Origin of the sequence: Candidatus Berkiella aquae (assembly GCF_001431295.2) — a bacterium.
GTDB lineage: Bacteria > Pseudomonadota > Gammaproteobacteria > Berkiellales > Berkiellaceae > Berkiella > Berkiella aquae.
The window spans coordinates 1304649-1329298 of record NZ_LKAJ02000001.1 but is presented as its reverse complement, the minus strand read 5'-3'; the positions used below and the strand labels follow the sequence as shown (position 1 = coordinate 1329298).

Here is a 24650-nt window from a genome sequence, read left to right as displayed (position 1 = left end):
ATTGTGAGACAAATAGTAATGATAGTATTACATACCAACTACGGCCCGATCACCTTAGAACTGGATGCCGAAAAAGCCCCTAAAACGGTTGAGAACTTCCTCGAATATGTTAACCAAGGTTTTTACGATAATACCATTTTCCACCGGGTTATCGACGGCTTTATGATTCAAGGCGGTGGTTTTGAAGCGGGTATGGTCGATAAAAAAACCCTTAAACCTATCCAAAACGAAGCTAAAACAGGCCTTCGCAATCAAGTTGGCACCATCGCAATGGCACGCACCAGCGATCCTCACTCTGCCACAGCACAATTCTTCATTAACGTTGCTGACAATGGCTTCTTAGATCATCGCGCACCCACTGTAGATGGTTGGGGATATTGTGCATTTGGTCGTGTCACAGAAGGCATGGACATTGTGCAAAAAATTGCCAAAGCAAAAACAACCCGTCGTATGGGACATGATGATGTCCCCGTTGATGATGTGATCATTGAAAAGGTTGAAGTGCTTGCTAACGCCTAACACCACCCTTTTTATTTCTGATCTCCATCTAAGTGCAGCTAACCCCGCGTTAGTTGCACTATTTATGGATTTTTTACAAGGCCCTGCTAAAGGGGTTAAAGCATTATATATTCTGGGTGATCTCTTTGATGTTTGGGTTGGACAAGATCTGAATACCGAATTTCATATGATGATCCAAAATGCATTAGCTACGCTGGTTAAAAGCGGAACAGCCGTTTATTTTATGCATGGTAACCGCGATTTTTTAATGCAAAATGCTTATCTCAAAGCTGCGGGTATTCAACGTTTAGCCGATCCATCGTTGATCAATCTACATGGCACACCCACCCTGCTCATGCACGGTGATACCCTTTGCACGCAAGATAAAGCGTATCAGCGTTTTCGTCGTATCGCGCAAAATCCACTTACCCGGTTTATCTTTTTACGGCTTCCGCGAAAAACGCGTGATAATATTAGCAAAAAATTACGAGCGAAGAGTAAGCAATACCAAAAAAACCAATCACTCTCCATTTTGGATGTGACCGAAGAAGCCGTGACGAAAGCATTTAAACGACACGATGTCACACAACTTATCCATGGCCATGTTCACAGGCCTAATATTCACGATCATCATGCACGCAAACGGCTGGTTCTGGGAGATTGGCATGATCATGCTAGCCTGATTATCAGTACGCCAACGCAGAATATGCTCGCCACTTATGAACCACAACAAGGTATTCAAATCATAACCAGTTATGATTTGCCTTCTGTAAGCTGATACAAAAGTGCCATTTCGTTTTCTGAAAACCCTGCTTGCTTTCGTGCGTCAACCCGAAAAGGTCGTCTTAGATAAGTAGGCGCATGCTTTTGCAACAAGGATTCGAAGGTTTTTAAAGGATCAAGATTGCGTTGTTCGCATAAATAATGATACCAACGATTGCCAACGCTGACATGGCCAAGTTCATCTTGAAAAATAATTTGTAAAATTTCATAAGCGACGGTATCACCAGCCGCTTTTAAACGTGCAGCAATATCAGGCGTGACATCCAAGCCTCTGGCCTCTAACAAACGCGGTACTAACGCCATGCGTACCATGACGTCATAACCGGTTTTCTCAACCATTTCCCATAAACCGCCATGCGCAGGAAAATCGCCATAAGAATAACCCAGTTGTGTTAAATACTGTTCAAGCAAATGATAGTGATAAGCCTCTTCGACAGCGACTTTAAGCCAATCATGATAATAATCGATTGGCATATTGCGAAAACGATAAAGCGCATCTAAAGCGATGTTAATGGCATTGTATTCAATATGTAAAATAGCATGAATGAGAGCCGCTTTACCTAATGGTGTCTGAGGGCTACGTCTGCTGACTAATTTTGGATCGACTAATTCAACACAAGCAGGTAATCCTGCCTTGATTAAGCTTGTAACCGGCGTTTCATGTCCTGTAATCCGTGGATTTTCTAAAAAAGACTGGTATAACGTTCTTGTCCCTTTCATTTTGGTCAAGGGGCAAGGACTCATCATGAGTTGATAAATCTGAGTAAAAAAAGCGTTTATTGCCATCGATTTCACAGTATTTTGCTAAATTTCAAAGTCGAAATGCGATTTTACCTGTATTTTTAGGGACAGTACAATCATTCGTGTACTCGCACCCAACAAGACGGAACTATTTTTAGATTTTATCTGTCTTTTTTAGTAAAGACATTGAATAAAGGGAATATTATGCAACCAACACCATATGAAATTGATGAAGTAGGTAATGCTTTTGTCACAATAGGTTCTTCAGAATATACTTCCCCTCAAACCGACTTTTTATTAAATTTTTTACAGCGTTATGCTCAAGATTTACATGAATCGGAATTAACCAAAATTTTTCATGACAAAATTGAAATTTCAGATGCCCTGAAAACTCTGAATGTTTTTGCGAATCACTACCAAAACGAAAGTGAAATCATTGCAGAGTTTCAGGACGAAATTGAAGAGCTTATTATTACGATTAATGAAATAGACGATAAAATTTCAGTTTAATCGTATTTAAATGCTCATTTTTTAGTAAAGGCCAACTCATCTTTATCAACGACAATGTTAATGGTATCCCCAGGAACAAACTCCCCTTTTAATAATGCCTCTGATAATGGATTTTCAAGCAGCTGACGTAAAGCTCGCGTTAATGGTCTTGCTCCATAAACCGGATCAAAACCTGCCTGTGCTATCTTATCCAGCGCCTCTTGTGAAGCCTCTAATTGCAAACCTTGCTCTTGTAAGCGTTTTTGCAAATAGCTCATTTGAATATTGGCAATTTGGCGAATATTTTCTTTATCTAACGCATGAAAGACCACGCTTTCATCAATTCGATTAATAAATTCCGGCCTAAAATAATCACCCAACATAGTCATGACAGCTGATTTCATTTCAGCATAAGCACTGCCTGTCATGGCTTGGATTTTTTCTGCACCAATATTAGAAGTCATTACAATCACGCAATTTTTAAAGTCGACGGTACGACCTTGACTGTCGGTTAAGCGGCCTTCATCTAATACTTGGAGTAAAATATTAAAAACATCATGATGCGCCTTTTCAATTTCATCTAACAAAATGATGCTATAGGGGCGACGGCGTACCGCTTCGGTTAAATACCCGCCTTCTTCATAACCCACATAGCCAGGAGGCGCTCCCACTAACCTTGAAACCGTATGCTTTTCCATAAATTCTGACATATCAATGCGCACCATGGCATTCGATGTATCAAATAAAAATTCTGCTAGCGCCTTACAAAGTGCCGTTTTTCCTACCCCGGTTGGCCCTAAAAATAAGAAAGAACCGACCGGTTTGTTGGGATCGGCTAAACCTGCACGGGAACGTCTAATGGCATTGGCAACCACACTTAAAGCTTCTTTTTGGCCAACGACTTTTTTAGCCAACACTTCTTCCATTTTGATTAGCTTTTCTTTTTCGCCTTCTAACATTTTGCTAACAGGAATACCGGTCCATTTGGCAACGACCTCTGCAATTTCTTCTTCACCCACGCGATTACGCAACAATACATTCTCTTTATTTTCCGCTTCAGAAGCAGATGCTAATTTTTTCTCGAGCTCTGGTATTCGTCCATATTGCAACTCTGACATCCGGGCTAAATCGCCAGCACGTCTTGCTGCATCAAAGGCCGTTTTCGCACGTTCTAGCTCTTCTTTAACATGCTGGGCACCATGAAGGGCCGATTTCTCTGCTTTCCATTCTTCTTCTAAATCGGCATACTCCGCTTCATTTTTGTGTATTTCTTTTTCCAGTTTTTCTAATCTTGCTTTGGAAGCTGGATCCTTTTCTTTACGTAAGGCTTCGCGTTCAATTTTATATTGAATGAGTTTTCGTTCTAATTTATCAAGAGGTTCAGGTTTAGAATCAATGGCCATTCGCAAACGACTGGCTGCCTCATCAATGAGGTCGATCGCTTTATCTGGCAACATTCTGTCAGTGATATAACGATGAGACAAATTGGCAGCAGCCACAATCGCGGGATCGGTAATTTCAACCCCATGATGAATTTCATAGCGTTCTTTTAGACCACGTAAAATTGCAATGGTATCTTCAACATTCGGTTCATTCACCAATACTTTTTGAAAACGTCGTTCTAAAGCGGCATCTTTTTCAATAAATTTTCGATATTCATCTAAGGTGGTTGCTCCCACACAATGGAGCTCACCTCGTGCTAAGGCAGGTTTTAACATATTCCCTGCATCCATTGCCCCTTCCGCTTTACCCGCCCCCACCATGGTATGAATTTCATCAATAAATAAAATGATCTCACCTTCTTGTTTGGCAAGATCTTTCAAGACGGCTTTTAAGCGTTCTTCAAATTCACCACGAAATTTAGCACCTGCAATAAGTGCTCCTAAATCTAAAGATAAAACGCGTTTACCTTTTAAGCCTTCTGGTACTTCATGATTGACAATACGTTGCGCGAGTCCTTCAGCAATAGCTGTTTTACCCACACCAGGCTCGCCGATAAGCACGGGATTATTTTTCGTGCGACGTTGTAGAACCTGAATAGTACGGCGAATTTCTTCATCACGGCCAATCACCGGATCGAGTTTGCCTTGCTCAGCTCTTGCAGTTAAATCTATCGTATATTTTTCTAAGGCTTGGCGTTGATCTTCAGCGTTTTCATCTTGCACACTTTCGCCGCCACGTATCGTTTGAATCGCTTGCTCTAATTTTGCTTTAGTGACATTCGCTTCTTTTAAGGCTTTAGCAGCTGGATCTTGCTCATCATCGAGCAGTGCCAGCAAAAATAACTCACTGGAAATGAATTTATCTTTGCGATCTTGCGCTAATTTATCAGTCAAATTTAAAATGCGGTTCAGACTATCTGAAATGCGGATCTCGCCCGTGGTTTTGCCTAAATGCGGCAACTCTTCTAAGTTATGGTTTAATCTTGAGCGTAATTTTAATAAATCAGCACCAATTTGTTTTAGCAAAGGCCGAATCGTTGAGCCTTCTTGATCAATCATGCTCAATAAAACATGAACTGGCTCAATGACAGAATGCTGGCGCCCTAGTGCTAACGATTGCGCTTTACCAAGGGCCTCTTGGAATTTACTGGTAAACTTTTCAATACTCATCCACTTTCCTTTTTTAAACCATTTATTATCAATCGGCTTTTTCTAATATGGGGATAAGGTTAGCATTTTTAAAGTCCTATACTCTTCCACTTTGAATTTATACTGTGTTGGCTGCATTTATTCACCGAAGTCCATGCACTATGTGTGCGTTCCTGGAGCTTCATTCATTTACCGCCTTATCTAAATTCAAATTGGTTCGAGTATATAGATCTACAGTTGTATACTTTAGTCAGTCTATTAATTTTCTATCCAGATGAGAGTTGCCATCCGCCCCGTCTCTCCCTCTTTGCGAAAAGAATAAAAGCGATCGATTTCCGTGTAGGTACAGTGACCCGCACCATAAATGTCATTGACGCCCATTGTTTGTAGACGGATGCGGGCTAAATGATAAATATCGGCTAGATACTTTCCTGGTATGTTGGTTTCTTTAAAAGCATACGTTGCTTCAGGATGCTTACTGACAAACTGCTGCTTCACTTCCATGCCAACTTCAAATGCTTGGGGACCAATGGCAGGCCCCATCCATGCCAAAATCTTTCCTTTTGCGTGGTTTGCGATACTATTAACTGCGTTTTCTATAATACCCGCCAAAATCCCACGCCAGCCACAGTGAATAGCACCGACCACGGTGCCCTCAGAATCACACAATAATAAAGGTAAACAATCAGCGGTTAATACCGCACAAGGTAATTGGGTGAAAGTGGTGATAACACCATCAGCATCGATGGGATGTTCTGCACTATGATAATTCGCTTCAATGACTCTATCACTGTGTGTTTGCGTTAACCAAACCGGTTCATGCTGAAGGTGAAGCCTTTGTTGCAATGCTTGTCGATGTTGCGCAACTTTGCGTGGATCGTCGTTCACATGGGTTGCTAAATTGCCCCATTCCCTTGTCGTGGTAATAGCTCTTATCCAAGTTGGAGCAGGCCAGATTGGTAAAATTCCATTCATCGATTATTACCTTATTATTTAGAGTACTTACAATCATTCAGGTTAGGTGAACATAATTTAAAAAAGCGTTTCATCGGATAATTACAGCTGTTATTATCCTTAAAGACCCGCTTCTGCTATAATATTAGAAATAGTCTAGTTATTAAGGTCTTGATTATATGGCAAAAAAAGCTTCACTTGCTGCAACAAATCCCTACCTTCAAAATCCAAAAAAACGTGCTCAAATGGTGCGTACTTCTGTTATTACCTCAACTAAAATTGAAGGTGTTGATTTCTCTAAAAGACGTTCTCCAAAATTACCTCTTAATGGTTAATTTTAAGTGTTCTTTTAACTATTGATTCGAATATCTTTCTCATTGGTTCATAATTCTTTCCCACACCTTGCTGAACAGCATTAAAATACTCTAATTTCTTCTTGCCTTGGATCCCACCAAAATCTAATGGTGGCAATCCAGCTTGTACAGCCATGATTGTTGCTAATAATCGCCCCATTCTACCATTCCCTTCTCTAAAAGGATGAATTAGGATGAATTCGTTATGCACAATTGCTAATGCTTCAGTAATTTTGTCATGATCTTGAAAATTGCACGGCGTATATTTTTTTAGTTCTGATTTTTCAAATTGATTCATTAAAGAAGGAATTAAACGAGCCGCGGCAAAAGGAAAACCCTTTTTACTCATATTAACCTGTCGATATGAGCCTGCCCAATTATATAAATTACCTAACCAGGCCTTATGTAGCTTACACAGCTCTAAAGAAGTAAAAGAATAACTTTGGCTATAATTCTCGAAAGAATCATCTGTAACTTTAATCAAAGCTTGATACTCAAGCGCATCCATTTCACGTTTACGCTTGACTGAAACTAAATTCTTTAATACTCGTCCACTTGAACCTGGTTCAGTTTCACCTTCATCTGTACCCTGTGTGTCGTAACGATCTTTTTTCAATTTCTTCTCCGATTATGCTGCTATATAACCTTCATCCGACCTTCGGCCACCTTCTCCCAATATTGGGAGAAGGAAAGCAGCATTTCTTGCCTTATTTCTTTGTAAAACACTTTAACAAATTTGCAAAATCTTCAGGTAAGGGTGCTTCCCAAGTCAGTTTTTCGCCTCGTACCGGATGTTGCAAACTTAAGCGCCAAGCATGCAGTGCCTGTCGTTTAAAGGCCAATAATTGTTGCTGTAATTCTGGGGTTGATTGTGGTGGTAATTTGTAGCGCCAGCCATACACCGTATCACCCACTAAAGGTAGCCCTTGGTGCGCAAAATGAACGCGAATTTGATGGGTACGACCCGTTTCTAATTTAACTTCTAGTAAGGTGAAACCACGATAGCGCATTTTACAACGATAATGTGTGCGCGCAGGCTTTCCTCCATTAACGACAGCCATTTTCGTGCGATAGTGTGGATGGCGTCCAATAGGCGCGTCAATCGTTCCACCGGCAATCAGTTCTTCAGCCACCACCGCTAAATACTCTCTTTCAATCTCTCGTCTTTGCATGGCTGCAACCAAGGCCGTGTGGGCAGCTAATGTTTTTGCAACCACCATTAATCCGGTAGTTTCTTTATCTAAACGATGCACAATGCCAGCACGCGGCAAATGATTCAGTGATGGAGCATGGTATAAAAGCGCATTTAATAGCGTTCCTTGACGATTCCCAGCAGCAGGATGCACAACAAGACCTGCCGGTTTATTCACCACTAAAATATCATCATCTTCGTAAACAATATTCAAGGGAATCGATTCAGGGGAATCATTTTGTGCTGGATACAACTCGGTTTTAAGCGCCAGCATTTCTCCGCCTTGAACCTTCGCTTTAGGCTCACTTACCACTTTACCATTGAGACTGACTTTAGATTGCTTCACCCATTCTGCTAACCGTGAACGAGAATGTTCTGGGAAACATTTGGCTAAAACCACATCTAAACGTAGCCCTCGATAATCTTCTGGAACAGAGGTGGTTAAATCAATTAGTTCATTATCTGGCATGTAAACGACCTCTGTGGTAGACAAAAATTGCAACCGTAGTCACGCTACGATAGACTCGCCTGGGCAAAGCACTCTATATGAGTGCGCCCTATTATTTATAAAAATTAAGTTAATCAACAAAAATTTGCAGTTGAGCCATTATGAAAAAGTCATCGTTATTACTGATAGCATCTCTCCTGCTGGTAGGCTGCCATTCTACCTCGAAAGATGAAAAATATAATAATATGTCGCCCAATGATATTTACATGCAGGGCGTCAAAAATGTCGAGCGTAAAAATTATACGCAGGCCATTGAAGATTTCGAAGCATTAGAGTCACGTTATCCTTTCGGTGATTATGCAGATAAAGCTCAGCTTGGCGCTGTTTATAGCTACTATTTAAATGAAGACTATCCTTCTGCTCTACCTGCAGTAGAACGGTTTATTCGCATGTACCCAAGACATCCTAACGTGGATTACGCCTATTACATGAAAGGTGTTATTCACTTCTCCGAAGCAATGGGTTTCTTCAGCCGCTATCTGCCAATGGAACGTGAAGATCGTGACCCAACACCTGCGAAAAAAGCATTAGGTGTGTTCACGCTATTAACACAGCAATACCCCAATAGTCCTTATGCCAATGATGCAAAACAACGCATTATTTATTTACGCAATTTAGTTGCGCAAAATGAACTCGTTGCTGCGCGTTTCTACTTAGAAAAAGGAGCCTATGTCGCGGCGGTAAACCGAGCAAGCTATGTCATTACCAATTTTGATGGTTCGCCTAGCTTAGCCGAAGCATTAAGCATTATGGTTGAAGCTTATCGTGAATTAGGAATGACCGATTTAGCCAATGACTCTTATCGCGTTTTAATGCTTAACTACCCTGACTCTCCTTTTGCTCAAGAGGTATCTTAAGAACATGCGGACTAGTCAGCTCCTACTTGCGACTTTAAAAGAAACGCCTGCAGATGCAGAACTTGCCAGTCATCAATTAATGTTACGTGCCGGAATGATCCGCAAGCTATCCGCAGGCTTATATTCTTGGTTACCACTGGGAATGCGCGTATTGCAAAAAGTGACTGACGTTGTTCGTCAAGAAATGAACCGCGTTGGCGCCCAAGAAGTCTTGATGCCTGCTATGCAACCCGCAGAACTTTGGCAAGAAACAGGGCGCTGGACACAATTTGGCCCACAGCTTTTGACGATGAAAGACAGACACAATAGAGAGTACTGCTACGGTCCAACGCATGAAGAAGTGATTACAGATTTAATGCGTTATGAATTGCGTAGTTATAAACAATTACCGAGCTGTTTTTATCAAATTCAAACGAAATTCCGCGATGAGATCCGCCCACGCTTTGGCGTGATGCGCGCACGTGAATTCATTATGAAAGACGCTTATTCCTTTCATATTGATAAAGCTTCGTTGCAAGAAACCTATGATGCGATGTACGGCGCTTATAGCAAAATCTTTTCACGTTTAGGCTTGTCATTTCGTGCGGTCTTAGCCGATACCGGCGCTATTGGTGGAAGCCAATCGCATGAATTCCATGTATTAGCGGATTCAGGTGAAGATGCTATCGCTTACTCTCCAGAAAGTGGTTATGCCGCGAATGTGGAACTTGCAACCTCTTTAATCCCCGAGATCAAAAGAGCAGCGCCTAAAGAAACACTATCGATAAAAGAAACGCCTAATATTCGTTCAGTTGCTGATCAAGCCGCGCATATGGGCTTAAAAACCGAACAAATTTTAAAAACCTTATTAGTTAAAGGTGAAGAAGTTCCGGTTGTTGCGTTACTACTGCGCGGGGATCATGAATTAAATGCGGTTAAAGCAGAAAAATTACCGGAAGTTGCCAGTCCATTAACCTTGGTTGATGAAAATACCTTACTAGCCACAGCGCACTGCCAAGCAGGATTTGTTGGGCCTAAAGATCTCAATATTCCTATTATTGCTGATCATCATGTGTTGAATATGAGTGATTTTTCTTGTGGTGCCAACCAAAACGATAAACACTTTGTGGGTGTTAACTGGGAACGCGATCTCCCCATACCAAGCCGTGTTGCTGATCTTCGTAAAGTCACGGCGGGTGATCCTAGCCCTGACGGCAAGGGTACCTTGGAAATGTGCCGCGGTATTGAAGTTGGGCATATTTTCCAATTAGGCAATAAATATAGTACCGCTATGAAAGCTACCGTCTTGAATGAACAAGGACGCCAGCAAGTCATGGAAATGGGCTGCTATGGAATTGGTGTCTCACGCATCGTTGCTGCGGCGATTGAACAAAACCATGATGATGCCGGTATTATTTGGCCAGATATTATGGCGCCTTTTCATATCGTGATTATTCCAATGCAATACGATAAATCGCAACGGGTGCGCGATGCAGCTTTAAAACTCTATCAAGAACTGCAAAATGCAGGTTTTGAAGTATTATTAGATGATCGCAATGAACGTCCTGGCGTCATGTTTGCAGAAAGCGAACTCATCGGGATCCCCCATCGTTTAGTATTAGGGGAACGCGGTATAGATGCAGGAACGATTGAATATAAAAATCGTCGAACCGGTGAAGTGGAGCATTTGCCGTTTGAAGATATTGTGAAGATTATTCAAGAAAGAGTTAAAGTCTAAGAAAGAAAAATCCCCCGCTCGCTTCCGTCTTCGCTATGCTACGCCGGACAAGCGCGAGCGGGGGATTTTTATCTTAAAAACTACGCTACCGCAGTGGTATCTTCGATAGCATCAAATGTTAAATGAGCACGACGGTTAGCAGCATGCGCTTGTGTTGTTGTGCCTTTGTCAGCGAGGTTTTGCGCACCATGGCTTTCAATGGTGATACGATCTGCAGCAACACCTTTGCTAATTAAGTATTCTGCAACCGCTTCAGCGCGACGCATACCTAATGCCATGTTGTATTTAGCTGGGCCACGAACGTCGGTGTTGCCATCGATATGCAATTTACGATCAGAATTTTCAAGTAAGTGTGCAGCAACTTCATCTAATTCTACTTTAGCAACATCTAATAAATCTGCTTTATCGAAAGCAAAATAGTAAGTACTGCTTTTCATTACAGCCAAATTCTTTTCTTTTTCAACAACGGTAGCAACGGGTTTAATGCAGCCCGTGTTGCAGCAGGCGCCCATTAAACTTGAGAGTACAACGATGGTCGCAGCTTGAATCAATTTTCTTGCTTGCATTATTATTTTTCCTATACAAAGTCAATATAAAGCGAGGTGCGCAGAAAATACCGTTATTTAGGTCAGAAAGCAACCACCCATACAAAGAATATTTAGCGTCTTATGCTAAAGCCAGTATGTTCTTCCCAAGGAATATCGCTACTTTCCATTTTGACGACGTGAGCGCTAGGCGGCCCTTGATGTAACCAAGTCATTAATTGCTCCAGTGCTTCGTTATCTCCGCAAATAACACACTCAACATCACCATTGTTTAGGTTACGTACCCAACCTTTAACTCCACATTTTTCAGCTTGTTCTAAGGTGCCCTGGCGAAAATAAACACCTTGTACTCGCCCAGAGATCACACAGCGGCGACAACTTTTCATCATCTCTCCTGTTATTCTTTTATCAAATATCAAATTTTGAATATTGACTAGCATATCATCTGCATTCAAACAAGATATACCACTCGCTTGGGATTTAAAAATATCGCCTCTTCAAGTATGAGTGGTATATACTTTTTCATTTTTCGAGAGTTTAGCATGAGTGCTCCAAGCCCCTACGTTTTAATTATTTACTATAGCCGTCATGGTGCGACTGCCAAAATGGCTGATTTAATTGCGCGTGGTGTTGAAAGTGTAACGGGTGTTGAAGCAAAAATTCGCACGGTACCTGCAGTATCGACCGTTTGTGAAGCCACCGCACCGAGTGTCCCTAATGAAGGCGCGCCTTATGCCACTTTAGAAGATTTGGAACATTGTAGTGGCCTCATTATGGGTAGCCCTACCCGCTTTGGTAACATGGCAGCCCCCTTAAAATATTTTCTGGATGCGACGCTGCAATTATGGCTTTCAGGTAAATTAATTGGGATCCCAGCTGGGGTGTTTACTTCAACCTCTTCATTACACGGCGGCCAAGAATCGACCCTTTTGAGCATGATGCTCCCTCTTTTACATCATGGTGCACTCATTGTTGGCGTACCTTACAGCGAAAGTAGTTTATTTGAAACGCAAACGGGGGGAACACCTTATGGCCCAAGCCATGTGGCCGGTACGCATAATGATATCCCCATTGATGAACATGAAAAAGCGCTTTGCAAAGCACTGGGTAAACGAGTTGCCACCATTGCTTTGCAGTTAAAAACCCCCCTTAAATAAAGATTATCACATTGTCTTTTTAGCGCGCTGTTTCTCGACTTCTGTATTAGGTAATACGGGTTCTTTTGCTTTAAAGCGAGTTTGAGGCTGCTTTGTTCGCGTGACGTTAGCATTTTTTTTGGTTGTTGTTGTTGGTTTTGCTTTTTCTATTTCTGTCACGGTCGCTTTTTGGGTTACTGATGGAGTAGGACAGGGACTAGGAGTAGGGCTAGGACTGGGGTTAGGTTTGGATTTATCGGGTGCAATAATGCCAACTTTTTGCCCGACAAATTTTGACCCCTTTGCCAACATCGAGAGGGGGGTAAAAATCGTTTTTGCTACGGCTAAACCATCATTAATAGAACTGACCGCTTCGGTTATCTCCTGCGCTAAGGGTTGTTGCCCTTCTTCTGCGTTAATTTCTAAGTTTTTACCTAATTTCTCTAAAGTGTTTTTTAGCTCGGCTAAGGTGTTTCCTAATTCTTTAGAAAGTGGCATTTCGCCTTTTTTCTCATCAAATTTTAAATTGTCATCTAAACTTTTAGCCGTGTCTTTGAATTGCGTTAATGCTTCTTCTACGGTTTCAACTAAGGGCTTTTTACCTTTTTTAATCGCTAAATTTTTCTGTAATGCTTTAGCCACATCTTTAAATTCGGTTAACATCGCTTGAACCGTTTCGGAAAGAGGCTTTTTACCTTTTTTGACATCAACTTCTAAGTTTGCTTCTAAGGTTTTTGCTGTATTGGTTAATTCAATTAAGATGTTATTGAAATTTTCGAATGTTTTTTCTTTTTCAAATGATTTCGCTGATTCTTTAACAGTTTGAATAGTTTCTCTTAATTCAACGATTGTACCTTTTGCTTCATCTACAATGCTTTTAAAGTAAAAAAATACTTCAGCAATCACTGATGAAAATAGCCCTATACCGCTTGATGCAACCAGTATTGCCATGAGCGAAAGCCCCGTTAATGTTGAGAGCCCAATGATTGCAGCGCTTGTTGCCAACAAACCATAACGAAAAGCAGGTTTTTGCCATTGTTCCATTAAGAATTGCATATATATCCTCAAATAAGTAAAGCAATATACTCTTCACACTCAAATTTTAGGCTTTGTTAACTTCGCCCTCGCCTAAAAATCGATTGTTATGAGTATACATGTAAGGATTTATAATATAACAAAAAATGAGCGATATACCGCTGGTACTTGAAATGCCCTTCCAAAAACACAGTTTAGTTAATTAAATTATTAAAGAAACATTTGGCTTGTCCGGCGTAGTCCGGCGAAGCATTCGCGTAGACGGAAGATGGGCGCAGTCAACAACGCCAGAGGCTCATTCACACCAATGTTAAAATCAAGTGAATGAGTTTCTGGCTAGGCGACAAGCCCTCGAGCAGAAGGAGTGTATGCGTAATACATGACTGATGTGAGATGGGCGCAGTCAACAACGCCAGAGGCTCATTCACGCCGATTTTAAAAAAGTGGGCCTTTCGGCCCACACAAGGGGGATTCGTTTATTGAGGATTCAATATTATTTGGCTGAAACTCGTGGTTTACGTGGTTCGGGCCCTAAGATGGGACCACCGGTAACAACGGGTTTTGTAGGTACAACTGGCGTTTGCACTTTTGGCTTTTTCTTCGTGTTCACGAAATGGTTGAACGCAGCATGTAAACCTTGGGTTAAGGTATGAGCGGATTTTTGTTTTGGTTTCTTGGTTTTTGCAGCAGTTGGTTCAGTTTGGGTGACGCCTTTATTTCTACCCATAAATTGACTAAATGCATTCATCAATGTACCGCCAATTCCTGGATTGGATTCAGCTGTAGGTGTGGTAGAAGCCGTTTTGGGCGTCTTCGGTTTAGCCGGTTTGGTAGGTTCGGGATTAGCGCTTGGAGGCGTAAGCGTTTGTGCTGCCGAAGCCTTTTCAATGCCCATATTAAACATTTGACTTAATGCACCTTTGGCAAAATGTGCCATCTGGCCAATAAAAGGAGAAATGCTGGGTGCTATTACTTTGCAAACATTCGCTAATGCTTCGATAGCCATGCTTATGAGAAAGCCAATAAAACTGGAAGCAGCGTTTTTCATGCGATCTTTGTCTTCGCTAGTGGCAGCTTGTGTTAAACCTTGAAAAGCCGACATCATACCTTGCAGATTAACAGGGTTGTCTGTACCAGCTTCTGGCTGTTGCTGGGCTTGCTGTTGTTTAGGTAAATTTTTAACGCCAAAATCCTTTTTTAACATTTTTCTGACATGCTCATTAAATGCTAATAATTGTGCGAGACTTAATTCATTATTTTGACGTAATTGTCTCAGATATTGATTAAAATTGCGTAACGCTTCATTCTTTTTCTCATCAACATATTTTTGGTTAGTTTTTGCTCGTTGATTGTCTTCAGATAATTTTTTCGCTTCTTTCATGACTTCGTTAGTCAAGGTGTAAGATTGCAATAAGGTTTGTGCGAGTTCTTGGCAGTAAGCTTTGAGTGCTTGGTCCGTTGATTTGCTATCTGCACCTTCGATTTTTGCACGTAAGCCATTGACGGTTCTTGTTAGTACATCAAGCATTAAAGGAGAAATGTTTCCTGGAATTGCGTTCATTTGTGCAACAAATGCAGTAATTTGTTGTGCAGTTTCTGTCAATCCTTTTGCCGTTGCTAAACCCGCAATCTCTCTTAGATTTTGTAAAACTTGTTGCATAATCATTCCCAGTTACATTTTTAATTCACAGAGGAAAGAGTAAATAAACTAACTTTTTTTTTATAGTTAAGAACGACGAAAGACAAAAAAAATGGGCCGAGTGGCCCATTTTTTCGTGTAGTTGAACGCTTATTACACTCTAGCAGCAAGACGTGTTGAGCGACGTGGAGCTGGTGCAACAGTTGCAGCAGGCTTCTTAGTAGCAGCAGCTTTCTTAGCAGCGGTGAACGCTGGGGTAACCGCTTTCTTAGGAGCAGGTTTCGTAGCAGCTTTAGCAGCAACAGCTTTCTTAGCAGCCGCTTTAGGAGCAACTTTCTTAGCGTCAGCTTTAGGAGCAACTTTCTTAGCGTCAGCTTTAGGAGCAACTTTCTTAGCGTCAGCTTTAGGAGCGTCTTTCTTAGCTTCGTCAGCTTTAGGAGCGTCTTTCTTAGCTTCTTCAGCTTTTTCTTCAGAGCTGAACCAGCCTTTTACTGAATTAACAGCTGAGCTGAAAGCATTTTTGATGCCAGCAAACATGCCTTCATCAGCTTTCGCATCCGCTTTGTTATCAGCAGTTTTGTCAGCGGTGTTTTCAGCTTTTTTAGCATTTTGCGCAGCAATACGTGCTGAACGACGTGGGCCTTCTGGCTTTTTGTCTTCAGTGTTTGTAACTTCTGCAGTAGGTGCTGTGAAGTAGTTATAAACCGCTTGAGCGCCTAAAAATGCAGCATAAACGCCGGCAACTGCAGCTGTTGACAATAACGCAATTCCTGCAACGTGAGGAACGGTTAATACAGCAGCTTTAGAAAAATAAACGCCCGCTGCAGTTAAGGCTGCGACGCTAACGCCGCCTACGGTGTATTCATTAACGTATTTCATAGTAGTACTACCTCTTGTGGAAAAATTCTGTATCAAAGTTTATTTGTTAACTTAACTAAACAAAGTCCGGCGATTATATTTTGAAACTAAACTAAGATCAACCCCAAAGGTAGCTGTAAACAGACGAACGGCTAACTTATATATTGATATGCACACAAATGCAAAATACATCTATTTAAAGAAGGTGATTAAAGTGCTAACACTTCTTTTACGAAAGGAATGGTTAAACGGCGCTTTGCCACTAAAGAAGCTTGATCAAGACTTGCCAGCATTTCATAAAGTTCTGGCATGGTTCGTACACAACGACGTATTAAAAAGAGTCCTACTTCACGCGGCAACTCAAGTCCTCGTTGCTTAGCTCGTAATTGCAGGGCTGCCAACAATTGTTCATCATCTAATGGATGTAATTGATAGGTAATTCCCCAGGTCAAACGAGATTGCAAATCGGCTAGTTTTATCGGTAACAACTTTGGCGCCACATCCGCCGCCATCAACAAGCGATGTGAAGCGGCTCGCACACGATTAAAAAGATAAAATAAAGCTTCTTCCCATTTAGGATCGCCACTTTTAGCATCGACATCATCAATACAGATAAGATCAATACGCTCCAAATCATCTAACATTTTAATATGAGCTGAAGGAGCGGCAAGTGATAAATAAAAAGCCGTTCGATTAAAGCGGTTCGCATAATGACAAGCACCTTGTAATAAATGCGTTCGCCCTACTCCCTGGCGCCCCCATAAATAGATAAAGGGCTCACCGATCCCTCTTGCTATCTGTTTGACTGAATTGAGTGCTTGCTCATTATCTCCCGGATAATAAGTTTCGAGGGTGCAATCATCTCTTAATGTTAAACCTAATGCTAACTGTTGTGCGCTTGCGAGATCTTTTTCAACCACTCAGCTGCCCCCCTGCCGCGATCAATTCACGTACAAGAACAACCAACATGGCTGTAATAGGCAGCGCTAAAATCACACCAACCAATCCTAACAACTGCCCACCGGCTAAAACGGCAAAAATAACCACAACAGGATGTAATCCTAGTTTGTCACCGATTAAAATCGGCGTTAAAACCATGCCTTCTAAAAGATGACCAATACCAAAAACAACCAACACCCCAATAATAGGTAACAAAGTATCAAATTGCAGGTAGGCAACGATTAAAGCAGCACCTAACCCAACGATACTTCCAAGGTAGGGCACAATGCTCAATATTCCTGCCCCCATACCTAATAATAAAGAGAAATTAACACCAATCAGTGCTAAACCAACCCCGTACAAGACACCTAAACAAACCATTACCGTTAATTGACCGCGTACAAAAGTCGCTAAAACGCTATCACACTGCTTTGCTAAACGGACAATCGTGGGAGCCAGCTTTTTAGGTAAAATACTCTGACAAGATTTTAAAATCTGGCGCCAATCTCGCAATAAGTAAAAGGAGGCAACCAATACTATTAGTATATTCATCGCAATATGTATCATTGCAAGGCTTGATTGGAACAAGGTTTTCCAGAGCCATTTAGCAACTTGCGTTGCCTGTGTAGCATGCGATTTCACGGCATCTTTGAGTGCATTTAAACTAATATCTTCGGGTTTAATGCCCAAACTTTCTAATTGTGGAATCAAAGATTGTTGTACCACATCAATCATTTCTGGAAGATTGGCCATTAATGCAACAATCTGATGCTGTAATGCAGGAACCAAAAATAGCAACACAACCAGCACAATAGCTATGACGATAAGAAAAACACCAACAACGGTTACCGTTCGCGGAATTTTATATTTGCCATTACTCAGCTTCTCGACCAAAGGATCGGTTAAATAAGCTAAAAATGCAGCAACTAAAAATGGCATTAATACGGGCGATAAAGAATAGGTTAGCCAACCAATGATTAACAGGCACAATAAAGTGATTAAACCAAAAATTGCCTGTTGAATCGTCATCGTAAATCCCTAGCCCTTTTAAGGCGTCCAACGAACAATTAAATCAACTTCTGAGGTTACTTCATCCTGCATTCTTGGAAAATGACGTTCAAATTGTAACGCTTGCAAGAAAGCTTCTCTGCCATTACCGTCACGTGGTGTAATTTCAAAAACCGCTAATAAACCATCAATTCGTCGAATATTAACCGCATTGGCTGGAGCAAGATTCATAAGATATTTTTCAACATTAGTATAATCATTCCCATTTTGCACATTATCGACACCAATGAAAAAAGGCTTATCTGAGGTTGCAGAAAAAGAGTTGCTCTTCTGACCAAATCTCCCCATCAAATAATGGCTGGTACTTGCGATGCCTTGCATCAACACTTCTTCTTGAGTTTGGCCAGTTACGCTCCAGCTAGGCGTTTCTGTCGCCGTTAGCATTTGCCAATTAGCAACCCATGGTTTGCCATCTACAGCAGCTGGATTATGAATTAGTTTTGCAACTAAAATAATCTGTGCATCATAACGCTTGGAAGCCTGTTGCAGTGTTGTGGAAAATTGTCCCCAAACATCCGTTACAGACACATTCGAAACATCTTCTAAATCCATCAGTGGTAATAGCAACGGCAACCCTTTTTCTGATGCCCATTTTTCCAATTGCGATTGCAAAGTAGGATCCGTCTCTGCTCCCACTAAACGACGCTCTTGATTACTTTCCTCCACTGCCAACCATAAAATGACATTAGGGCGACGCTGTCCCCACATCGCACGTCCTGATTGGTTCATTAATCGATTGATTAAATCAGCGCTAAAACGCACATTTAATTCATTACCTTGATAGGCATATTGTTCAACATAATCGGTGATGCGCTCCTGCGCTCGTTTTACTTTTTCATCTCGTTCAAACCCCGATTCGCCACTCACTTTTTCTAATACTTGTATAAGCCCTTGTTTAAACAGTGCTTGACGTTCACTTTCGCCTTGTGACTGACAGGATAATGTCGTTTCATACAAGGGAGTGACAGCAGCCTTTGCACTCATGCTAAAGCCAACCAATAACAAAACCATTATTAGCCCAAGGGAGCGATTAGCCATGGCGGTATTTTCTTCCTTACGATCGATGAACCTTCGCATTGTAGCAGAGTTGAACAACCTAGCGATATGTATCGGTTATTGCTTCCGATATTTGTCTTACCTAAGGTAAAATGAGCCCCTTTTCACGCATACGAGTCAAGCCATGTCTGAAGGATTAACCTATGAAGCCGCTGGGGTCAGTATCGACGCCGGAAATAAGTTAGTAGATAAATTAAAATCTATTGTTAAAACAACACACCGCCCGGGCGTTCTTGGTGCGCTAGGAGGTTTCGGGGGATGCTTTGATCTTTCCCAACTGAAAGCTTATCGACAACCTGTCCTAGTTTCTTCAACCGACGGCGTGGGTACTAAATTACGACTCGCTATTGATATGAAACGTCACAATACGATTGGGATCGATCTGGTCGCCATGTGCGTGAATGATTTAGTCGTGATGGGCGCTGAACCTTTATTTTTCCTTGACTACTTTGCAACCGGTAAACTAGATGTTGATGTTGCAGCGAGTGTCATCGAAGGAATTGCCAAAGGCTGCCAAATGGCTAAAGCCGCTTTGATCGGTGGTGAAACCGCTGAAATGCCAGGTATGTATGCAACTGACGATTATGACTTAGCAGGATTCACGGTTGGGATTGTCGAAAAAGATGCCGTGATTGATGGCAGCACCATTAACCCTGGTGATGTGCTCATTGCCTTAGCGTCCAGTGGCCCTCATTCGAATGGCTATTCATTGATTCGCCATATTATCAACCATCATCAAGCCAATATTTCAGAACCTTTTGGCAATACAACCCTTGCCGATGCGCTGTTAACGCCCACACGTATTTATGTACAATCCTTATTAGCATTAGCAAAAGAAGGCTTGCTCAAAGGGGCTGCGCATATCACAGGCGGTGGCTTTATCGATAATATTCCTCGAATTTTACCCAAACACTGTGCTGCTTGGATTGATTGCCAATCTTGGGAATTGCCTCCCATTTTTCAATGGTTGCAAAAAATGGGCAATCTCAGTGCATTTGAATTACGTCGCACCTTTAATTGCGGTGTTGGCATGGTGATTTGCGTTGACGCTACTCAAGTTGAATCTTCACTTGCTCTATTGCGTGAGCATAATGAAACCGCCTGGGTATTAGGCGAAGTGAAACAACGCGCAGAACATGAGGTGTTATTTTCAGATGAAACCTAATCCGTGTCCCGTTGTTGTATTAATTGGTGGTAATGGCAGTAATTTGCAGGCACTCATTGATTCTCAGCAACATAATTCGCACTATCAGATTGTGGGTGTCATTAGCCATCGTGAAAATGCTTTTGGCCTGACACGTGCAGAACAAGCCGGCATTCCCACTTTAACGGTTGATCATCAACATTTTAGCTCTCGTGATGAATTTGAAGCGGCTTTACAACAAGCCATTTCTAGTTTTTCACCTAAGATTGTGGCGCTCGCAGGCTTCATGAGGATTTTATCCCCCTCTTTTATTACGGATTGCTGTGCACCGATTCTCAATATTCATCCCTCTCTTTTACCCCACTATAAAGGCTTGAATACGCACGAACGCGTCATTGCTGCTAAAGAAACACAAACTGGCGTGAGCATCCATTTTGTCACAGACGAGTTAGATGGAGGACCCATTGTTGCGCAAGTACGAGTCTCTATCCTTGAAAATGACACGATAGATTCACTCAAAGCACGAGTCTTCAAAGCCGAACACTGGTTATATCCTCAAGTGATTTCTTGGTTTGCACAAAATCGCTTAAAAAATGAAAAAAATGTTGTTACATTAGACGGAGAGCGGTTAGACCCGCAGGGCATGCAGTTATCTTTACCTTCTGCTCAAGGAATAGTAAGTTGAGAAACAAAATGTCACAGCTCAATTTCATATTTTTTAGCACATTAATCGCAATCCTTATTTGGATGGCAAGTCCAAGCGTTAAAGGTTTTGTTAACAACGATGTTCACAGTACACTTCCACTGGTTGAGTACGAAGCTCGATACACCGTCAATTGGCGCGGCTTATATGCTGGAGAATCCATTCATAAATTACACCGACGTTCTGACGGTCAATATCACTTCGAAACGCGCACCGCTCCCCAGTTAGCTTTTTTACCTTACAATTATCGAGAAAGTAGTGATTTCACTTATCAAGAGGGTAAAATTAAACCTCATAATTACTACTACAATATTCAAGAAGGGACAAAACGCAAATCAGGGAATGTCTCTTTTAATTGGCAACAAAATACGCTGTACAACAAAGAACTCTCCGAACCCTGGGAAACGACGATTCCAGAAGATGTGCAAGATAAACTCACTCATACCCTCTCATTACGCCAAGCTTTAAAAATGGGACAAGCCATCCCCACCTTTACGGTTGCTGAAGAAGATAAATTGAAAGATTACTCTTTTACCATATTGGGACATGAACGCTTAAATACCAAAATTGGTGTGATGGATACCGTTAAGGTTGAGCATATTTCTCGTCGTGGAAATCGTACAACTTTATGGCTCGCTAAATCTTTGGATTACACACCTGTTAAGATGATGCAAAAACGTCAAGGAAAAGTGGTTGCAGGAGGTGAAATTTTATCTTTTGTCCCTCAACTTCACCAAGAAGGCACTCAAGGGTAAACATCACCATCGATTAAGGGAATAATCATGCGTGAACTACAGACAACGGAATTATTATTCATCCACGGTGGTGATGGTTATAGTAACTGGGATGTGCTTGGCTTCACTAGCGGCGGAGCCGCTTTAGCGGGTCTGCTCGGTTATTATATGTCCTATAACATTTTCTCTCTTGCAGAAGGTTTATTATTCCTTAGTGCAAGCGTGATTCCTACGACAACTGCAACTTGGCTTATTTTAGGTTCAATAGAATTATTTCACTCTTTCTACGGCAATGAATCGGTTTCAAGTCAACCACTCACCTAGTGTAAGAAAGGATATTTTATGAAAAAACTACTTCCTATTTTAAGCTCTTTAATCAGTATTGGTTTAACGCCCTCGGTATTTGCGCATCAATCCTGCGGCCTTTATGCTTGTAACAAACAAGCAGGACATCCTTACCTTGGATTAACCGGGTTTTATGTTAAACCTTCTGAAACGGGTGTTGGCCAAGTTTCCGATAGTTGGCAATATGCAATTAACGGTTCAACCGCTTTTAGCAAACCTTTTAATCCATCGCATGATGTCGAAGGTGAAATTATTCTAGGTTATAATTTGCCTTGCTCGGCTGACAACATTGAAGCTCGTTATTTTCATTTAGATAATCATACCCATGCTTTGAATGAACCTACCGATGCAACTTCGTTTGGTAGTGTTTTCTTCAATCTTTCTGTTCCTGGCCCCACTTTTGTGAGTGATGCCAACTTGGTTTATAAGCTTGATCAAGTTGATTTAAAATTTGGCCGAACCTACCGTGAAGGTTCTGGCAAATTCTCATTTAAACCAACCGTGGGTTTACGTTATGCCAAACTCGACCATCAGCTTTTATTCTTAATCGGCAAAGTAAAAAGCCATTTTAGTGGTTTTGGCCCTATCTTTGGTGTTGATAGTAGCTACAATCTTTGGAAATGCTTTAATTTTGTCGGTAATTTTGAATATTCACCAATCGTGGGTAAAATTAATTCCGGATCGCAGTTACGTTTTAGCACAAATGAAATTTTCACTTCTCCTAAACTCGATCGCATTGTGCATAATGTAAAAGGTAATCTCGGTCTTAATTACCGTTATACTTTTTGCAATGAATCGACTGCAACGATTGAAGGCGGTTATCAAGTAGGGGAATATATTAATGCGATGGATCTTATTCTAGCGCAATCAGGAGCGCTTGGCGCAGGTCAAAAAATCAATGACATTGCAACCAATAGCTTCTCCTATCGTGGTCCTTACGTCAATGTGACAGTTGCGCTTTAAGGCTGCTTGAGTAGACATGATACATCATGTCTACTCATTTCTTTGATTAGGTAATGGGTAACGTAACGCCTTTTTGCCCTTGATACTTCCCGCCACGATCTAAATAAGATGTTTCACACACTTCATCTGATTCTAAGAAGAGCATTTGCGCAACACCTTCGTTTGCGTAAATTTTAGCAGGCAATGGCGTCGTATTTGAAAATTCCAAGGTCACATGCCCTTCCCATTCGGGTTCTAAGGGGGTGACATTCACAATTATCCCACAGCGAGCATAGGTCGATTTACCTAAGCAGATGGTTAATATATTGCGGGGAATACGAAAATATTCCACGGTGCGCGCTAAAGCAAAAGAATTGGGCGGAATAATACAAGTATCGCCAACCACATCAACAAAGCTGTTTTCATCAAAATTTTTCGGATCAACAATGGTTGAATGGATATTGGTGAAAATTTTAAATTCATTAGCACAACGCACATCATAACCGTAACTGGATGTGCCATAAGAAACAATTTTTTGACCCGCAACATAGCGTACTTGGCCCGCAACAAATGGCTCAATCATGCCATGTTCCATCGCCATTTTTTTGATCCATTTATCGGATTTAATCGGCATTGTTTTTATCCTTTAATGATTTTATATAATTTCGAGTGTTGCAGCAGTGTAATCAACTTCTCGCAAAGCTAATTTAGCAGCCACTTCATAAGCCATTGTCCAATAAGGTTTAGCCGTTTCACTATCAGGTGCTGCAACCACAATGGGCATACCACTATCACCTTGCATTCGCACTTGTTTTACCAGGGGTAGCTTTGCTAACAACGGTACATTGAAGGCTTGCGCCATGTTTTGTGCTCCGCCCTCACCAAAGATAGCCTCATGATGATGACATTTTTCACATTCATGCCAACTCATATTTTCGACTATCCCTAAGACAGGCACTTCCACTTTTTCAAACATACGGTAAGCTTTTTTTGCATCTAATAAGGCAATATCTTGCGGCGTTGTCACGACCACCGCGCCGCTGATAGGAATTTTTTGTGCCATCGTCAATTGAATATCGCCAGTACCGGGGGGTAAATCGATAATCAGATAATCACATTCTTGCCATGCGGTTTCATTCAACAGTTGCTGTAAAGCGCTGCTCACCATCGGGCCACGCCAAATCATGGCATTTTCTTCATCTACCAAATAACCCATTGAAATGGATTGAATACCAAAGCTATCGACGGGGATAAGCTTTTTATCTCGGGTGAGCGCTTTATTATCTTGTTTACCTAACATACGTGGCTGGCTGGGGCCATAGATATCCGCATCCAATAAGGCAACTTTAGCGCCCAAGCCATGAAGTGCAGCAGCAAGGTTAACCGCAACCGTAGACTTACCTACCCCGCCTTTACCTGATGCGACCGCAATAATATTTTTGATAACTGACTTTTGCTTGATTCCTTTTTGTGCGCGATGACGACGAATTTTCCAATTGACCTGTAAAGATAAGGGATGATCAGGCCAGTGACGGGCCAGTAATGCGCTAATTGACTGTTTTAATTCAGAAATTCGTGGCCCGACGGGGTAAGGGTAAAGCAGCTTCAAGTTAATGCTGCTCTCTTGAATCGCAATCTCTTGGATGATTTTCGCGTTAACCAAATCATTGCCTAAGTAAGGGTCGACGACCGTCCCCAAAACAGCAGTTACTTGTGAAGGCAAAGGCGCAATCATTTCAGTCTATCCTCATCTTTCTACGGCCTGAATAACGAGCGATAGTTTACCATGAAAGTGTGCATAAGGCCCGGCAAAAAGGTATACT

Annotated in this window: 27 protein-coding genes; 12 read left to right on the top strand and 15 right to left on the bottom strand. The window is 41.6% G+C overall.

Going from position 1 to position 24650, the window contains the following annotated elements:
- Positions 1 to 18 precede the first annotated feature (18 nt).
- Together HT99x_RS06075 and HT99x_RS06070 are read left to right on the top strand one after the other, a co-directional pair.
- On the top strand, positions 19 to 519 hold the full coding sequence (locus tag HT99x_RS06075) for a peptidylprolyl isomerase (RefSeq protein WP_075066221.1): 501 nt from the start codon (positions 19 to 21) through the stop codon (positions 517 to 519).
- Positions 506 to 1276 (top strand): UDP-2,3-diacylglucosamine diphosphatase, encoded by a 771-nt coding sequence (locus HT99x_RS06070; protein ID WP_075066220.1) that lies wholly within the window; start codon positions 506 to 508, stop codon positions 1274 to 1276. The genes HT99x_RS06075 and HT99x_RS06070 overlap by 14 nt, the downstream gene beginning before the upstream one ends.
- Here the strand turns inward: HT99x_RS06070 and HT99x_RS06065 are convergent.
- Entirely contained in the window at positions 1252 to 2067 is an 816-nt protein-coding gene (locus tag HT99x_RS06065; RefSeq protein ID WP_075066257.1) for a DUF455 family protein, read from the bottom strand. The two genes, HT99x_RS06070 and HT99x_RS06065, sit on opposite strands and share 25 nt — an antisense overlap.
- A gap of 159 nt (positions 2068 to 2226) precedes the next feature.
- On the opposite strand from HT99x_RS06065, the gene HT99x_RS06060 reads away from it, so the two are divergent.
- The gene (locus HT99x_RS06060) at positions 2227 to 2532 is read left to right on the top strand and encodes a hypothetical protein (RefSeq protein WP_075066219.1); all 306 of its coding nucleotides are present in this window, start codon (positions 2227 to 2229) and stop codon (positions 2530 to 2532) included.
- A 14-nt stretch (positions 2533 to 2546) separates the two neighbouring features.
- On the opposite strand, the gene clpB is transcribed toward HT99x_RS06060, so the two are convergent.
- On the bottom strand, positions 2547 to 5123 hold the full coding sequence (gene clpB, locus HT99x_RS06055; RefSeq protein WP_075066218.1) for an ATP-dependent chaperone ClpB: 2577 nt from the start codon (positions 5121 to 5123) through the stop codon (positions 2547 to 2549).
- A 237-nt stretch (positions 5124 to 5360) separates the two neighbouring features.
- Complete coding sequence (gene pgeF / locus HT99x_RS06050; RefSeq protein WP_075066217.1) at positions 5361 to 6077, bottom strand: peptidoglycan editing factor PgeF; 717 nt, start codon at positions 6075 to 6077, stop codon at positions 5361 to 5363.
- Positions 6078 to 6235: 158 nt separating this feature from the next.
- On the opposite strand from pgeF, the gene HT99x_RS06045 reads away from it, so the two are divergent.
- Complete coding sequence (locus HT99x_RS06045; protein ID WP_158003380.1) at positions 6236 to 6391, top strand: hypothetical protein; 156 nt, start codon at positions 6236 to 6238, stop codon at positions 6389 to 6391.
- On the opposite strand, the gene HT99x_RS06040 is transcribed toward HT99x_RS06045, so the two are convergent.
- The gene (locus tag HT99x_RS06040) at positions 6381 to 7025 is read right to left on the bottom strand and encodes a Fic family protein (protein WP_075066216.1); all 645 of its coding nucleotides are present in this window, start codon (positions 7023 to 7025) and stop codon (positions 6381 to 6383) included. The two genes, HT99x_RS06045 and HT99x_RS06040, sit on opposite strands and share 11 nt — an antisense overlap.
- Positions 7026 to 7116: 91 nt before the next feature.
- The gene (gene rluD / locus HT99x_RS06035) at positions 7117 to 8070 is read right to left on the bottom strand and encodes a 23S rRNA pseudouridine(1911/1915/1917) synthase RluD (RefSeq protein WP_075066215.1); all 954 of its coding nucleotides are present in this window, start codon (positions 8068 to 8070) and stop codon (positions 7117 to 7119) included.
- Between the two features lie 140 nt (positions 8071 to 8210).
- On the opposite strand from rluD, the gene HT99x_RS06030 reads away from it, so the two are divergent.
- Together HT99x_RS06030 and HT99x_RS06025 are read left to right on the top strand one after the other, a co-directional pair.
- The gene (locus HT99x_RS06030) at positions 8211 to 8966 is read left to right on the top strand and encodes an outer membrane protein assembly factor BamD (protein ID WP_075066214.1); all 756 of its coding nucleotides are present in this window, start codon (positions 8211 to 8213) and stop codon (positions 8964 to 8966) included.
- A gap of 4 nt (positions 8967 to 8970) precedes the next feature.
- The gene (locus HT99x_RS06025) at positions 8971 to 10683 is read left to right on the top strand and encodes a proline--tRNA ligase (RefSeq protein WP_075066213.1); all 1713 of its coding nucleotides are present in this window, start codon (positions 8971 to 8973) and stop codon (positions 10681 to 10683) included.
- A gap of 80 nt (positions 10684 to 10763) precedes the next feature.
- On the opposite strand, the gene HT99x_RS06020 is transcribed toward HT99x_RS06025, so the two are convergent.
- The gene (locus tag HT99x_RS06020; RefSeq protein WP_075066212.1) at positions 10764 to 11249 is read right to left on the bottom strand and encodes an OmpA family protein; all 486 of its coding nucleotides are present in this window, start codon (positions 11247 to 11249) and stop codon (positions 10764 to 10766) included.
- 92 nt (positions 11250 to 11341) lie between these two features.
- Positions 11342 to 11668, bottom strand: a complete 327-nt coding sequence (locus HT99x_RS06015) for an acylphosphatase (RefSeq protein ID WP_235528434.1) — start codon at positions 11666 to 11668, stop codon at positions 11342 to 11344.
- 102 nt (positions 11669 to 11770) lie between these two features.
- On the opposite strand from HT99x_RS06015, the gene wrbA reads away from it, so the two are divergent.
- The gene (gene wrbA / locus HT99x_RS06010; RefSeq protein ID WP_075066211.1) at positions 11771 to 12385 is read left to right on the top strand and encodes an NAD(P)H:quinone oxidoreductase; all 615 of its coding nucleotides are present in this window, start codon (positions 11771 to 11773) and stop codon (positions 12383 to 12385) included.
- Between the two features lie 6 nt (positions 12386 to 12391).
- Here wrbA and HT99x_RS06005 read toward each other — a convergent pair whose 3' ends face one another.
- From HT99x_RS06005 to HT99x_RS05980, 6 genes are all read right to left on the bottom strand, one after another.
- Positions 12392 to 13420: a hypothetical protein gene (locus HT99x_RS06005; protein ID WP_075066210.1), complete on the bottom strand. Its 1029-nt coding sequence runs from the start codon at positions 13418 to 13420 to the stop codon at positions 12392 to 12394.
- 472 nt (positions 13421 to 13892) lie between these two features.
- Positions 13893 to 15059, bottom strand: a complete 1167-nt coding sequence (locus HT99x_RS06000; RefSeq protein WP_075066209.1) for a hypothetical protein — start codon at positions 15057 to 15059, stop codon at positions 13893 to 13895.
- Positions 15060 to 15191: 132 nt separating this feature from the next.
- Positions 15192 to 15917 carry a hypothetical protein gene (locus HT99x_RS05995; RefSeq protein WP_200957119.1) on the bottom strand — a complete coding sequence of 242 codons (726 nt, stop codon included), beginning with the start codon at positions 15915 to 15917 and terminating at the stop codon, positions 15192 to 15194.
- A 188-nt stretch (positions 15918 to 16105) separates the two neighbouring features.
- The gene (gene hda, locus HT99x_RS05990) at positions 16106 to 16816 is read right to left on the bottom strand and encodes a DnaA regulatory inactivator Hda (RefSeq protein ID WP_075066207.1); all 711 of its coding nucleotides are present in this window, start codon (positions 16814 to 16816) and stop codon (positions 16106 to 16108) included.
- The gene (locus HT99x_RS05985) at positions 16809 to 17864 is read right to left on the bottom strand and encodes an AI-2E family transporter (RefSeq protein ID WP_075066206.1); all 1056 of its coding nucleotides are present in this window, start codon (positions 17862 to 17864) and stop codon (positions 16809 to 16811) included. The genes hda and HT99x_RS05985 overlap by 8 nt, the downstream gene beginning before the upstream one ends.
- A gap of 18 nt (positions 17865 to 17882) precedes the next feature.
- Positions 17883 to 18941 (bottom strand): DUF8605 domain-containing protein, encoded by a 1059-nt coding sequence (locus HT99x_RS05980; RefSeq protein WP_075066205.1) that lies wholly within the window; start codon positions 18939 to 18941, stop codon positions 17883 to 17885.
- Positions 18942 to 19083: 142 nt separating this feature from the next.
- On the opposite strand from HT99x_RS05980, the gene purM reads away from it, so the two are divergent.
- Genes purM through HT99x_RS05955 form a run of 5 tightly spaced genes read left to right on the top strand, consistent with a single transcriptional unit; the run spans position 19084 to position 22848 of the window.
- Complete coding sequence (purM, locus tag HT99x_RS05975) at positions 19084 to 20124, top strand: phosphoribosylformylglycinamidine cyclo-ligase (protein WP_075066204.1); 1041 nt, start codon at positions 19084 to 19086, stop codon at positions 20122 to 20124.
- Positions 20114 to 20788 carry a phosphoribosylglycinamide formyltransferase gene (purN, locus tag HT99x_RS05970; RefSeq protein ID WP_075066203.1) on the top strand — a complete coding sequence of 225 codons (675 nt, stop codon included), beginning with the start codon at positions 20114 to 20116 and terminating at the stop codon, positions 20786 to 20788. The genes purM and purN overlap by 11 nt, the downstream gene beginning before the upstream one ends.
- A gap of 8 nt (positions 20789 to 20796) precedes the next feature.
- Positions 20797 to 21561: a DUF3108 domain-containing protein gene (locus HT99x_RS05965; protein WP_075066202.1), complete on the top strand. Its 765-nt coding sequence runs from the start codon at positions 20797 to 20799 to the stop codon at positions 21559 to 21561.
- A gap of 27 nt (positions 21562 to 21588) precedes the next feature.
- Complete coding sequence (locus HT99x_RS05960) at positions 21589 to 21864, top strand: hypothetical protein (protein WP_075066201.1); 276 nt, start codon at positions 21589 to 21591, stop codon at positions 21862 to 21864.
- 18 nt (positions 21865 to 21882) lie between these two features.
- Complete coding sequence (locus HT99x_RS05955; RefSeq protein ID WP_075066200.1) at positions 21883 to 22848, top strand: Lpg1974 family pore-forming outer membrane protein; 966 nt, start codon at positions 21883 to 21885, stop codon at positions 22846 to 22848.
- A 46-nt stretch (positions 22849 to 22894) separates the two neighbouring features.
- Here HT99x_RS05955 and dcd read toward each other — a convergent pair whose 3' ends face one another.
- Both dcd and apbC read right to left on the bottom strand, forming a co-directional pair.
- Positions 22895 to 23461, bottom strand: a complete 567-nt coding sequence (dcd, locus tag HT99x_RS05950; protein ID WP_075066199.1) for a dCTP deaminase — start codon at positions 23459 to 23461, stop codon at positions 22895 to 22897.
- Between the two features lie 21 nt (positions 23462 to 23482).
- A complete protein-coding gene (apbC, locus tag HT99x_RS05945; RefSeq protein WP_075066198.1) occupies positions 23483 to 24562 on the bottom strand; it encodes an iron-sulfur cluster carrier protein ApbC in 1080 nt (359 codons plus the stop codon).
- Between the last annotated feature and the right edge of the window lie 88 nt (positions 24563 to 24650).